Here is a 12,343-nt window from a genome sequence, read left to right as displayed (position 1 = left end):
CACCATGATCGTTACCGCCATCTTTCTTTTGGTGCTCATCGGCGGCATGGTGATCGGCATGCCCATCGCCCACGCCCTGGTGCTGACGGGTGTCGCCCTGATGTGGCACCTGGATTTCTTCGATTCGCAGCTGCTGGCGCAAAACCTGCAGGCCGGCTTTGATAACTTTCCGCTGCTGGCCGTGCCGTTCTTCATCCTGGCGGGCGAGCTGATGAACGCGGGCGGCCTGTCGCGGCGCATCATCGACCTGGCGCGCGCCTTCGTGGGGCATATCCGCGGCGGGCTGGGCTTCGTGGTGATTGGCGCGGCCGTGCTGTTGGCGTCCATGAGCGGTTCGGCCATTGCCGACACGGCGGCGCTGGCCACCATCCTGCTGCCGATGATGCGCGAGCAGAAATACCCGATGAGCTACAGCGCGGGCCTGCTGGCGTCTGGCGGCATCATCGCGCCGATCATCCCGCCGTCCATGCCGTTCGTGATCTACGGGGTGACGACGAATACCTCGATCAGCAAGCTGTTCCTCTCAGGCGTGGCACCGGGCCTGATGATGGGCATCTTCCTGATTGGCGCCTGGGCCTGGATTGCGCGCCGCCACGACCTGCCCTCGATGGAGCGTGTGGCGTGGGGCCCGCGCATGAAGGCGCTGGCGAAGAGCTTCTGGGCCATGATGATGCCGGTCATCATCCTGGGCGGCCTGCGCGGCGGCATTTTCACGCCCACCGAGGCCGCCGTGGTCGCCGCCGTGTATGCGCTGCTGGTGTCCATGTTCGTGTACCGCGAACTGAACTGGTCGCAGCTGTACGACGTGTTCCTGGCCGCAGGCAAGACCACGGCGGTGGTCATGTTCCTGTGCGGCGCCGCCACCGTCACGGCCTACATGATCACCCTGGCCGACCTGCCCAACATGCTGGCCGACAGCTTCGCCGGCGTGATGGGCAACCCCGTGCTGTTCATGGCGCTGATGATGACCTTCCTGTTGGTGGTGGGCACGGCCATGGACCTCACGCCCACCATCCTGATCTTCGGCCCCGTCTGCGCGCCGCTGGCCGCCAAGGCAGGCATCGACCCCGTGTACTTCGGCTTCATGTTCATCTATGTGGGCTGCATCGGCCTGATCACGCCGCCCGTGGGCACGGTGCAGAACGTGGTGGCGGGCGTGGGCCGCCTGCGCATGGAGACCGTGATCCGCGGCACCACGCCGTTCCTGGCCGTGTATGTGCTGCTGGCGGTCCTGTTCACGCTGTTCCCGGCCCTCATCACCGCGCCGCTGCGCTGGATGCACTGAGCTTTTCATCCCTTTTCACCCTGACTGTCCAAAGGAGACTTCCCATGCGTATCCGCTTTGCTCTTGCCGGCCTCGTGGCCGCACTCGTTGCCACCGGCGCTGCACAGGCGCAGGACTTCAAGCCGCGCATCGTGCGTTTCGGCTATGGCCTGGTGGACAACTCCAACCAGGGCCGCGCGGCCCGCATGTTTGCGCAAGAGGTGGAAAAGGCCACCGGCGGCAAGATGAAGGTGCGCGCCATTGGCAACGCCTCGCTGGGTTCCGACACGCAGATGCAGCAGGCGCTGATCGGTGGCGCGCAGGAGATGATGGTGGGCTCCACCGCCACGCTGGTGGGCCTGGTGCCGGAGATGGCTGTGTGGGACACGCCGTTCCTCTTCAGCAACGCCAAGGAAGCCGATGTGGTGCTGGACGGCCCCGTGGGCGACAAGATCAAGGCCAAGCTGGAAGCCAAGGGCATGGTGGGCCTGGTGTACTGGGAGAACGGTTTCCGTAACCTCACCAACAGCAAGCGCCCCGTCGCCAAGCTGGAAGACCTGAACGACATCAAGCTGCGCGTGATGCAGAACAACGTGTTCCTCGACAGCTTCAAGGCCCTGGGCGCCAACGCCGTGCCGCTGCCGTTCTCCGAGCTGTTCACCGCGTTGGAAACGCGCGCCGTGGACGGCCAGGAGAACCCCTACAACACCATCGTCTCCAGCAAGTTCTACGAGGTGCAGAAGTACCTCACGGTGACCAACCACGTGTACAGCCCCTGGATCGTCACGGTGAGCAAGAAATGGTGGGACGGCCTGTCCGCCGCCGAGAAGAAGGTGCTGCAGGACGCCGCTATCAAGAGCCGTGATTTCGAGCGCAAGGACACGCGTGAAGAGGCCGCCAAGGCCCTGGCCGACCTGAAGGGCAAGGGCATGCAGGTCAACGAGCTGTCGGCCGCCGAGGCCAACCGCATGCGCGAAAAGCTGGTCAGCGTGAACGCGGGCATCGCCAAGTCGGTGGGCCAGCAGACCTGGGACGAGGTGAACGCCGCCGTCCAGCAGGCGCGCAACGCCAAGTAAGCGCAGGGTGGGGCAGGCGGCGGCGCCTGCCCTCGGTTCCCCGCCATGTGCCCTCGGCCTACACCTGTGTCGCCCACTGGCGCGTAGGATTCCGGGGGCAATGCTTGCCCGCAGTCGTTTTCTGCAACCTTCCCACAGCCGCCCTCGCGCCACCCAGCATGCCCCTGCACGACACCGTCCACACCGTCACCGAGCGCATCCGCCAGCGCAGCGCCCCTACGCGCGGCGCCTATCTGCAGCAGCTTGAGTTCCAGGCGCGCCGCGACCGCGGTGCAGACCGCCTGGGTTGCGCCAATGTGGCCCACGCCTTCGCCGGCATGCCTGGCAACGACAAGCTGCGTGTGGTGGTCCAGAAGGCACCCAACATCGGCATCGTCACGGCGTACAACGACATGCTGTCGGCCCATGCGCCGCTGCAGCATTACCCGGACCTGATCAAGGACGAGGTGCGCAAGCGCGGGGCCACGGCCCAGGTGGCCGGCGGCGTACCCGCCATGTGCGATGGCGTGACGCAGGGCACACCCGGCATGGAGTTGAGCCTGTTCAGCCGCGACGTGATCGCCATGGCCACGGCCGTGGCGCTGAGCCACGACGTGTTCGATGGCGCGCTCATGCTCGGTGTGTGCGACAAGATCGTGCCTGGTCTGCTGGTGGGTGCGCTGCAGTTCGGCCATCTGCCCACGGTGTTCGTGCCGGCGGGGCCGATGACTTCGGGCCTGTCCAACAGCGCCAAGGCCAAGGTGCGAGAGCAGGCCGCGCAAGGTCTGGTGGGCCGCGGTGAACTGCTGGAGGCCGAGATGGCCGCTTACCACTCGCCGGGCACCTGCACCTTCTACGGCACGGCCAACAGCAACCAGATGATGCTGGAGGCCATGGGCCTGCATGTGCCGGGCACGGCCTTCGTGAACCCGGGCCAGGCGCTGCGCCAGGAACTCACGCGCGAGGCAGCACGCACGGTGCTGGGCGACAAGGGGGCGTCATGCCCACCTATCGGGCGCGTGGTAGACGAGCGCGCTATCGTCAACGCCATGGTGACGCTGCTGGCCACGGGAGGATCCACCAACCACCTGATCCACTGGGTGGCTGTGGCGCGCGCGGCGGGCCTCGTGATCGACTGGGACGACTTTTCCGCCCTGTCCGCCGTCGTGCCGTTGCTGGCGCGCGTGTACCCCAACGGCAGCGCGGACGTGAACCAATTCCAGGCCGCCGGCGGCCCCGGCTATGTGATCCGCGAGTTGCTCGATGCCGGGCTGATGCACGAGGATGTACTTACCGTTCGCCCTGGAGGTATCCGCGAATACACGCGCGAGCCGCAGGGAACCGCCGATCAGCGACTGCACTGGGCCGACATCGGCGCCTCGCGTGACGACAGCGTGCTGCGCCCTGCGGCCGACCCTTTCAGCGCCACGGGCGGCCTCAAGCTGCTGTCGGGCAACCTGGGGCGCAGCGTGATCAAGGTCTCCGCCGTGCCGCCCGACCGGCATGTGGTGCAGGCGCCTGCACGCGTGTTTGCCTCGCAGGGCGAACTGCAGCAGGCCTTCCAGGCCGGCGAACTGGACCGGGACGTGGTCTGCGTGGTGCGCTGGCAGGGTCCCCAGGCCAATGGCATGCCAGAACTGCACAAGCTCACCCCGCCGCTGGCCGTGCTGCAGGGCAAGGGCTACAAGGTGGCGCTGGTCACCGACGGCCGCATGAGCGGCGCCTCGGGCAAGGTGCCTGCGGCCATCCACGCATCGCCCGAGGCGCATGCCGGCGGCCCGCTGGCGCTGGTGCGCGACGGTGACGTCATCCGGCTGGATGCCGTGGCGGGCACGCTCGATGTGCTGGTCGATGCGGCCGAATGGCAGGCGCGCACGCCTGCCACCGTGCCGCCTGGCTTGCTGCAGGACAACGCACGCGGTTGGGGGCGCGAACTGTTCGCCGGCATGCGGCGCAATGCGCTCAGCGCGGAAGAGGGAGCCTGCACATGGCTGTGACGCAACCCACCCTCACGGCGCTCGATGTGATGCGCGATGCGCCCGTGATCCCGGTCATCGTTCTGCACGACGTGCGGCATGCCGTGCCAATGGCGCGCGCGCTGGTCGCCGGTGGTATCCGCATGCTGGAGGTGACGTTTCGCACGCCGCAAGCCCTCGAATGCATGCGGGCCATCGCCGCGGAAGTGCCCGATGCCGTGGTCGGCGCAGGCACCGTACGCACCAGTGCTGATGCGGCTGCTGCCGCGCGCGCCGGGGCGCGGTTTGCCGTCAGTCCGGGTTTTACGCCCGCCGTAGGCCGCGCCTGCCGCGATGCGGGCTTGCCGCTACTGCCGGGCGTGGCCACGGGCAGCGAGATCATGACGGCGCAGGAAGAGGGCTTCTCTGCGCTCAAGTTCTTCCCTGCGGTGCAGGCGGGCGGTACGGCCATGCTGAAAGCGTGGCAGGGGCCGTTTGGCGACGTGGCGTTCTGTCCGACGGGTGGAATCCAGCCCGGCAATGCGGCGGAGTTTCTGGCGCTCAAGAACGTGGCCTGCGTGGGCGGGTCGTGGCTGGTGCCCGCGGATGCGCTGGAGCAGGGCGACTGGTCCCGCATCACCCGTCTAGCGCGCGAAGCCAGCGCGTTGCAGCGGGTTTGATGAATACAAGTAAAAATGGGCTGTAGCGCTTTGTGGATAAGCGCTAACAGCTATTAAAGAAAGAGCAAACTAGCGCAGGCCGGTGCCTGCGCCGGCATCGCTCTTGCGCTCGATCAATTCAATCTTGTAACCGTCAGGGTCGGTCACAAAGGCGATCACCGTGGTGCCGCCCTTGACCGGCCCGGCTTCGCGCGTCACGGTGCCGCCGGCGGCCTTGATCTTCTCGCAGGCGGCGTAGGCGTCGGGCACGCCCAGGGCAATGTGGCCGTAGGCTGTGCCCATCTCATAGCTTTCCACCCCCCAGTTGTACGTCAGCTCGATCTCGGCCTGGCCGGGGTTGCCGCCCTCGAAGCCCAGAAAGGCCAGAGAGTATTTGTACTCAGGGTTTTCGGAGGTGCGCAGCAACTGCATGCCCAGCACCTGGGTGTAGAAATCGATGGAGCGCTGGAGATTGCCAACGCGCAGCATGGTGTGCAGAAGTCTCATGGCATGGATTGTGCCGTCAACCCAAAGACCCAGCGGCCTGTTGCGCTGAGTGATGGGCTGGGCTAGACCGGCACGGTGTAGTTGAGCGTCATGCGGCCGCCGTCCACGGTGACGATCTCGCCGGTCACATAACTGGCGGCGTCGCTGGCGAGCCATGCCACCACATCAGCGACCTCCGAAGGCTCACCCAGGCGCTTCATCGGCGTGCGGCTCAGGATCTTGAGCCGGGCCTCGTCGCTCGTCAGCACGGCCTTCGCGGCGAGTTCCGTGGCAATGGTGCCGGGCGCCACCGCGTTCACGCGGATACCACGGTCCGCCAGCGCCAGCGCCATCACGCGGGTGAGCTGATTGATGCCACCCTTGCTCACGTTGTAGCTGGCGATGTTCGGAATGGCCAAAACGCCGTTGACGGAACTCATGTTCACGATGCTGCCGCCGCCCGAGCGCACCATTTCGCGTGCCACGGCCTGGCCCATGAGAAAGGCACCCTTGAGGTTCACGCGCAGTACCGCGTCGAAGTCTTCCTCGGTCACCTCCAGAAAATTCGCAGCGCGGAAGATACCCGCGTTGTTGACCAATACATCGATGCGCCCGTGCAGCGCCATGGTTTGACCTACCAGGGCATCCACTTCGGACTTGTTGCCCACATCGCAATGAATGTAGGCGGCTTGCGGCACCGCATCGGCAAGAGCACGTCCGCGGGCATCATCCATGTCTGCGATCACCACCTTGGCACCGTCGCGCGCCAGCCTGCGCACGCAGGCCTCGCCAATGCCCTGGGCACCGCCCGTGACAATACACACGCGACCGTGATGGCCGAAGGAGATAGTTGACGTGGAGAGTGTTTGGGACATGCCAGCCATCGTAGTCAATTGACAAGGGCCGGTCACTGAACGTTTACGCGGAGGGTGGGATCGTTCCCTGAGCTGGGTGCGGATGTGGGGGTTGTGGCGACGGATACTCAGCTGCCAGTTTGGTAGATACGATGTATATTATGTTAAATAATTGAACTGACTAGTCTTGCCGCTTACTCGAGGGCGTACCAAAAAAACGTACCCAGCTGGTGGCACCCTGATTCTTCAGAGCGCGCACCCTCTGCACAAAACAGCGCATGCAGATTAAGCACCGCAAGCAGTTTCTGTGGTGGTTTGGTTGGGCGTACCCTTCAACCCCAGTTTGGCCAGCAATTGGGTGTCGGCCTCTACATCCGGGTTGCCCGTCACGAGCAGCTTGTCGCCATAGAAGATGGAATTGGCACCCGCCAAGAAGCACAAAGCCTGCACCGCGTCGCCAAGCTGCTGGCGGCCGGCGGACAAGCGTACGCGAGCCTTGGGCATGGTGATGCGGGCCACCGCGATCACGCGCACGAAGTCCAGCGGGTCCACCGGCTCGCTGTTGGCCAACGGTGTTCCGGCAACACGCACCAGGCTGTTGATGGGCACCGACTCCGGATACGGGTTTAGGTTGGCCAACTGCGCGATGAGACCCGCGCGGTGCACCGGCGCTTCGCCCATGCCAACGATGCCGCCGCAGCACACGTTGATGCCTGCGTCGCGCACATGGCGCAGCGTATCCAGCCGGTCCTGGTACTGGCGCGTGCTGACCACGTCGCTGTAGTACTCGGGGGCCGTGTCCAGGTTGTGGTTGTAGTAGTCCAGTCCGGCATCCTTCAGCGCCTGGGCCTGGTGCGACTGCAACATGCCCAGCGTGGCGCAGGTCTGCAGGCCGAGGTCCTTCACGGCGGTGATCAGCTCGCTCATCTTTTCGATGTCGCGGTCCTTCGGTGCTCGCCAGGCGGCGCCCATGCAAAAGCGCGTCGCGCCGGCGTCCTTGGCGGCTTGCGCTGCCTGGGTTACCTCCTGCACGCTCATGAGTTTTTCGGCCTTCACGCCGGTATCGAACTCCGCCGACTGGGGGCAGTAGCCGCAGTTTTCCGGACAGCCGCCTGTTTTCACGGACAGCAGCGTGGCCAATTCGATGTCGCCCTGGGGCCAATGTGCGCGGTGCGTGGCCTGCGCGCGCCAGAGCAGTTCCATGAATGGAAGATCGAGGAGCTCCTGTACCGCTTGAATGCTCCAGCCCTCCCCTCGCTGCATCACAACACTCCCGGCAACGCGAGGATGAAACTGCAGTGTCTGGGTTGTATGCGGGGCTGTCGTGGCTGAGGTCATCAAATTTCTCCGGTTCTGCGGTCGCCACTGCTGGGCGCTGCTCCTGATTGTGTAAAGGCTTGAGTGGTCTGTGAAGCCTTAGCGTTCAAAAATCAGGATGAAAAGAGATGCGTCCAAAAGTGGCCTATTTGCGTTATTTTTAATGCATCTTGAGAGCATATAGATGAAAAATGGGGAATGAAGATGGAAGAAGTAAGTCGTGTTATTCATCTGCCATCAACTCCCCAGTAACTCCCCCTAATTGCCAGAAAAACCACGCTGTTTTTGCTGAAGATGCGGCATGGCCATAAAAAAAGCCCTGGTCGCATGGACCAGGGCTCTCTTGCTTTTCAGCAGTCAGGCGGTTGCGTCGAAGTTTGTCCTTTTCAACCCAACGCCGCGATCACCTCGGGCGGCGCCTGCACCAGTTCGATCAGGACACCCTCCCCGGCGATCGGGAACTCGTCATTGCTCTTGGGATGCAGGAAGGTGATGTCGTAGCCCGCCGCGCCTTTGCGGATACCCCCGGGCGCAAAGCGCACACCCTGTGCGGTCAGCCATTCCACCGCCTTGGGCAGGTCATCGATCCACAGGCCGATGTGGTTCAGCGGCGTGGCGTGCACGGCAGGCTTTTTCTCGATGTCCAGGGGCTGCATGATGTCCACCTCCACCTTGAAGGCGCCCTGCCCCATGGCAAGGATGTCCTCGTCCACGTTCTCTCGCTCGCTCTGGAAGGTACCCGTCTGCGTGAGGCCGAGCATGTCCACCCACAAGGTCTTCATGCGCTGCTTGTCGGTGCCGCCGATGGCCACCTGCTGGATGCCCAGCACTTTGAAGGGGCGTGTCATCCATTTACTCCTTTATTGATAGCTGCTAGCGCTTACAGGGCAAGCGTTAGGCGCTGTTTTCATTGAAATTCCAGGATGACCTGATCCACCGCCAGCGATTCACCCTTGCCCGCAACGATCTTGCCCACCACGCCGTCCTGCGCCGCGAAGAGGATGTTCTCCATCTTCATGGCCTCGATCACGGCCAGCTTCTCGCCGGCCTGCACCTTCTGGCCCGGCTGCACCGCGACGTCCACCAGCAGGCCCGGCATGGGCGACAGCAGGAACTTGGACAGGTCCGGCGGTGCCTTGAAGGGCATGAGCTGGTGCAACTTTGCGCCCAGCGGCGACAGCACCAGCGCGTCGATCTGCGTACCGTTGTGGCTGATGCGCAGCGCCAGCGGGTTCTTGGCCGTACCGCGCTCCACCTGCGCCGTGAAGCCCTTGCCGTTGCACTGGCCCTGCACGCGGATGTCGCCCAGGCCGGCCGTACTGCTGATGCGGTAGGTGGTGTTGCCGATGGTCACGGCGCTGGAGCGGCTCTCTGGCTCATAGTCGGTGACCGTCACTTCATGGTGGATGTTGTTGCCCTGTGCGCCCAGCACCACCACGGTGAACTGCGCGCCCACCTGCACCTCATGACCCGTGAGCTGGCCGCTGATGCCCGATGCACGCGCGCGGTAGCGGCGGTTCATGTACGCCGCCAGCGCCACCAGGAACAGCGGATCGTCGTGCGGCACGTCTTCGGCGGCGAAGCCCTTGCCGTAGTGCTCCGCAATGAAGCCGGTGTTGAACTGGCCGGCCACGAACTTCGGGTGCGCCAGCAGCGCCGCCTGGAAAGGGATGTTGCTGCTGATGCCGCGGATCACGAAGCCGTTGAGCGCGGCGCGCATCTTTTCGATGGCGTCGTTGCGGTCCTGGCCGTGCACGATGAGCTTGGCGATCATCGAGTCGTAGTACATCGGGATCTCCCCGCCTTCGAACACACCCGTGTCCACGCGCACGCCATACTTCTTGGTCGTGTCGCCCTGGAACATGGACTCCTCCGGCGCCTGGAAACGCACGAGGCGTCCGGTGGAGGGCAGAAAGTTGCGGAACGGGTCCTCGGCGTTGATGCGGCACTCGATGGCCCAGCCGTCGCGCTTCACGTCTTCCTGGCGGATGGCGAGCTTTTCGCCGGCGGCCACGCGGATCATGAGTTCCACCAGATCCAGGCCGGTGATGCACTCGGTCACCGGGTGCTCCACCTGCAGGCGGGTGTTCATCTCCAGGAAGTAGAAGTCCTGGTCCTTGCCGACCACAAACTCCACCGTGCCGGCGCTTTGGTAGCCCACGGCCTTAGCCAGGGCCACGGCCTGCTCGCCCATGGCCTGGCGGGTGGCGTCGCTGATGAAGGGGGACGGCGCCTCCTCGATCACCTTTTGGTGGCGGCGCTGGATGGAGCATTCGCGCTCGTTCAGGTAGATCACGTTGCCGTGGGCGTCGCCCAGCACCTGGATCTCGATGTGGCGCGGCTCCTGCACGAACTTCTCGATGAAGATGCGGTCGTCGCCAAAACTGTTGCGCGCTTCGTTCTGGCAACTGGCAAAGCCTTCAAAGGCTTCCTTGTCATTGAACGCCACGCGCAGGCCCTTGCCGCCGCCACCGGCCGAGGCCTTGATCATCACCGGGTAGCCGATGCCCTTGGCGATCTCCACCGCGGCCTCGGGCCCGGCGATGGGGTCGTTGTATCCGGGGATGGTGTTCACACCCGCCTGGTTGGCCAGCTTCTTGGAAGCGATCTTGTCGCCCATGGCGGCGATCGCCGCATGCTTGGGGCCAATGAAGACGATGCCCTCCTCCTCCACCCGCTTGGCGAAGGCTTCGTTCTCGGACAGGAAGCCGTAGCCTGGGTGCACGGCCTGCGCGCCGGTCTGCTTGCAGGCGGCAATGATCTTGTCGGCCAGCAGATACGACTCGCGGCTGGGCGCAGCGCCGATGTGCACGGCCTCGTCGGCCAGCTTGACATGGCGCGCGTCCTTGTCGGCGTCGGAGTAGACGGCCACGGTGGCAATGCCCATCTTGCGGGCGGTTGCGATGACGCGGCAGGCGATTTCGCCACGGTTGGCGATCAGGATTTTGGTGAACATTCTCACAACCCGTTTTCTTGAATGATTTGCTTCAGTTGCTGAAGGGCTTCAGGACTGAATCGAAGACTTTGACTCTTTTTCCCAGGGAGCGCGCGCCCGGCAGAACCGTATGTGTCTAGCTGCAAGCACTTCCCATCGTCTGTGATGACTACGGTGTAAGTGCATTCAACTGTCGAGTGCTTTGCGACCGACTGCAGTGGCTGCGCTTTGATATTTGCGATCAGCGCCATGCCAACTCTCCTTTACAGCGGAATGTTCCCGTGCTTGCGCCACGGGTTATCAAGCTGCTTGTTCTTGAGCATGGCCAGGCTGCGGCAGATGCGCTTGCGTGTCTCATGCGGCAGGATCACGTCGTCGATGAAGCCGCGTGCGCCGGCGACGAACGGGTTGGCAAAGCGCGCCTTGTACTCAGCCTCGCGGGCGGCCAGCTTGGCGGGGTCGTTCTTATCCTCGCGGAAGATGATCTCCACCGCGCCCTTGGCGCCCATCACGGCGATCTCGGCGTTCGGCCAGGCCAGGTTCACGTCGCCGCGCAGATGCTTGGAGCTCATCACGTCGTACGCCCCGCCGTAGGCCTTGCGCGTGATGACGGTGATCTTCGGCACCGTGCACTCGGCGTACGCGTAGAGCAGCTTGGCGCCGTGCTTGATGATGCCTCCGTACTCCTGGCTGGTGCCTGGCATGAAACCGGGCACGTCCACGAAGGTGATGACGGGGATGTTGAACGCATCGCAGAAGCGCACGAAGCGTGCGGCCTTGATAGAGCTCTTGATGTCCAGGCAACCCGCCAGTACCAGCGGCTGGTTGGCCACGATGCCCACGGTCTGCCCTTCCATGCGCGCGAAGCCAATGAGGATGTTCTTGGCGTAGTCGGGTTGCAGCTCAAAGAAGTCACCGTCGTCCACCGTCTTGACGATCAGCTCCTTCATGTCATACGGCTTGTTGGGGTTGTCGGGCACCAGCGTGTCCAGCGACAGGTCGGCGCGGTCGGCCGGGTCGTTGCTCGGGCGCACGGGCGCCTTTTCCTTGTTGTTGAGCGGCAGGTAGTTGTACAGGCGGCGCAGCATCATCAGCGCCTCCACGTCGTTCTCGAAGGCCATGTCGGCCACGCCGCTCTTGGTGGTGTGCGTGATGGCGCCGCCCAGCTCTTCGGCCGTGACCTCTTCGTGCGTGACGGTCTTCACGACCTCGGGGCCGGTCACGAACATGTACGAGCTGTCCTTGACCATGAAGATGAAGTCGGTCATGGCCGGGCTGTATACCGCTCCGCCCGCGCAGGGGCCCATGATCATGCTGATCTGCGGGATCACGCCGGACGCCAGCACATTCTTCTGGAACACGTCGGCATAGCCACCCAGGGAAGCCACACCCTCCTGGATGCGCGCGCCGCCCGAGTCGTTCAGGCCGATCACCGGCGCACCGACCTTCATGGCCTGGTCCATGACCTTGCAGATCTTCTCGGCGTGGGTCTCGGACAGCGCGCCGCCGAACACCGTGAAGTCCTGGCTGAACACGAACACCAGGCGGCCGTTGATCATGCCGTAGCCGGTGACCACGCCGTCACCGGGGATCTTGGTGTTCTCCATGCCGAAGTCCGTGCAGCGGTGCTCCACGAACATGTCCCATTCCTCGAAGGTGCCGTCGTCCAGCAGCAGCTCGATGCGCTCGCGCGCGGTGAGCTTGCCCTTCTTGTGCTGGGCGTCGATGCGCTTCTGGCCACCGCCCAGGCGGGCGAGTTCGCGCTTTTTCTCCAGTTGATCCAGGATGTCTTGCATGGTCGCTCTTTCAGTGAAGTGC

11 protein-coding genes are annotated in these 12,343 nt (G+C 64.2%); 4 read left to right on the top strand and 7 right to left on the bottom strand.

Annotated elements, in window-relative coordinates; genetic code table 11:
* The first annotated feature begins 4 nt into the window (after positions 1–4).
* The 4 genes from AC1PPL_RS01680 to eda all read left to right on the top strand — a co-directional run bounded on the left by AC1PPL_RS01680 (position 5) and on the right by eda (position 4,954).
* Positions 5–1,285 carry a TRAP transporter large permease gene (locus AC1PPL_RS01680; RefSeq protein WP_088886635.1) on the top strand — a complete coding sequence of 427 codons (1,281 nt, stop codon included), beginning with the start codon at positions 5–7 and terminating at the stop codon, positions 1,283–1,285.
* A 44-nt stretch (positions 1,286–1,329) separates the two neighbouring features.
* Positions 1,330–2,340, top strand: a complete 1,011-nt coding sequence (locus AC1PPL_RS01675) for a TRAP transporter substrate-binding protein (RefSeq protein WP_047351486.1) — start codon at positions 1,330–1,332, stop codon at positions 2,338–2,340.
* Positions 2,341–2,498: 158 nt separating this feature from the next.
* Complete coding sequence (gene edd, locus AC1PPL_RS01670; protein WP_479972459.1) at positions 2,499–4,316, top strand: phosphogluconate dehydratase; 1,818 nt, start codon at positions 2,499–2,501, stop codon at positions 4,314–4,316.
* Positions 4,307–4,954, top strand: coding sequence for a bifunctional 4-hydroxy-2-oxoglutarate aldolase/2-dehydro-3-deoxy-phosphogluconate aldolase (eda, locus tag AC1PPL_RS01665; RefSeq protein WP_479972458.1), 648 nt, complete (start codon positions 4,307–4,309; stop codon positions 4,952–4,954). The genes edd and eda overlap by 10 nt, the downstream gene beginning before the upstream one ends.
* A gap of 69 nt (positions 4,955–5,023) precedes the next feature.
* Here the strand turns inward: eda and gloA are convergent, their stop codons facing one another.
* The 7 genes from gloA to AC1PPL_RS01630 all read right to left on the bottom strand — a co-directional run bounded on the left by gloA (position 5,024) and on the right by AC1PPL_RS01630 (position 12,321).
* Complete coding sequence (gene gloA, locus AC1PPL_RS01660) at positions 5,024–5,440, bottom strand: lactoylglutathione lyase (protein ID WP_011805290.1); 417 nt, start codon at positions 5,438–5,440, stop codon at positions 5,024–5,026.
* 62 nt (positions 5,441–5,502) lie between these two features.
* Complete coding sequence (locus tag AC1PPL_RS01655; RefSeq protein ID WP_287804733.1) at positions 5,503–6,294, bottom strand: SDR family NAD(P)-dependent oxidoreductase; 792 nt, start codon at positions 6,292–6,294, stop codon at positions 5,503–5,505.
* A gap of 264 nt (positions 6,295–6,558) precedes the next feature.
* Complete coding sequence (bioB, locus tag AC1PPL_RS01650) at positions 6,559–7,611, bottom strand: biotin synthase BioB (RefSeq protein ID WP_312793280.1); 1,053 nt, start codon at positions 7,609–7,611, stop codon at positions 6,559–6,561.
* A gap of 365 nt (positions 7,612–7,976) precedes the next feature.
* On the bottom strand, positions 7,977–8,438 hold the full coding sequence (locus AC1PPL_RS01645; RefSeq protein ID WP_015913377.1) for a VOC family protein: 462 nt from the start codon (positions 8,436–8,438) through the stop codon (positions 7,977–7,979).
* Positions 8,439–8,497: 59 nt separating this feature from the next.
* A complete protein-coding gene (locus tag AC1PPL_RS01640; protein ID WP_479972457.1) occupies positions 8,498–10,546 on the bottom strand; it encodes an acetyl-CoA carboxylase biotin carboxylase subunit in 2,049 nt (682 codons plus the stop codon).
* Positions 10,547–10,548: 2 nt separating this feature from the next.
* A complete protein-coding gene (locus AC1PPL_RS01635) occupies positions 10,549–10,776 on the bottom strand; it encodes a hypothetical protein (RefSeq protein WP_135149238.1) in 228 nt (75 codons plus the stop codon).
* Between the two features lie 12 nt (positions 10,777–10,788).
* Entirely contained in the window at positions 10,789–12,321 is a 1,533-nt protein-coding gene (locus tag AC1PPL_RS01630) for an acyl-CoA carboxylase subunit beta (RefSeq protein ID WP_015913374.1), read from the bottom strand.
* Positions 12,322–12,343 lie beyond the last annotated feature (22 nt).

Source organism: Diaphorobacter sp. B2A2W2 (assembly GCF_056730635.1).
The sequence above is the reverse complement of the archived record's forward strand: the minus strand, read 5'-3'. Positions and strand labels throughout refer to the sequence as shown.

Bases quoted from the DNA above. Each gene is read 5' to 3' on its own strand.
- AC1PPL_RS01640 (WP_479972457.1), bottom strand. From the start codon at position 10,546: ATGTTCACCAAAATCCTGATCGCCAACCGTGGCGAAATCGCCTGCCGC.
- gloA (WP_011805290.1), bottom strand. From the start codon at position 5,440: ATGAGACTTCTGCACACCATGCTGCGCGTTGGCAATCTCCAGCGCTCC.
- AC1PPL_RS01655 (WP_287804733.1), bottom strand. From the start codon at position 6,294: ATGTCCCAAACACTCTCCACGTCAACTATCTCCTTCGGCCATCACGGT.
- AC1PPL_RS01680 (WP_088886635.1), top strand. From the start codon at position 5: ATGATCGTTACCGCCATCTTTCTTTTGGTGCTCATCGGCGGCATGGTG.
- bioB (WP_312793280.1), bottom strand. From the start codon at position 7,611: ATGACCTCAGCCACGACAGCCCCGCATACAACCCAGACACTGCAGTTT.
- eda (WP_479972458.1), top strand. From the start codon at position 4,307: ATGGCTGTGACGCAACCCACCCTCACGGCGCTCGATGTGATGCGCGAT.
- AC1PPL_RS01630 (WP_015913374.1), bottom strand. From the start codon at position 12,321: ATGCAAGACATCCTGGATCAACTGGAGAAAAAGCGCGAACTCGCCCGC.
- AC1PPL_RS01675 (WP_047351486.1), top strand. From the start codon at position 1,330: ATGCGTATCCGCTTTGCTCTTGCCGGCCTCGTGGCCGCACTCGTTGCC.
- AC1PPL_RS01645 (WP_015913377.1), bottom strand. From the start codon at position 8,438: ATGACACGCCCCTTCAAAGTGCTGGGCATCCAGCAGGTGGCCATCGGC.
- AC1PPL_RS01635 (WP_135149238.1), bottom strand. From the start codon at position 10,776: ATGGCGCTGATCGCAAATATCAAAGCGCAGCCACTGCAGTCGGTCGCA.
- edd (WP_479972459.1), top strand. From the start codon at position 2,499: ATGCCCCTGCACGACACCGTCCACACCGTCACCGAGCGCATCCGCCAG.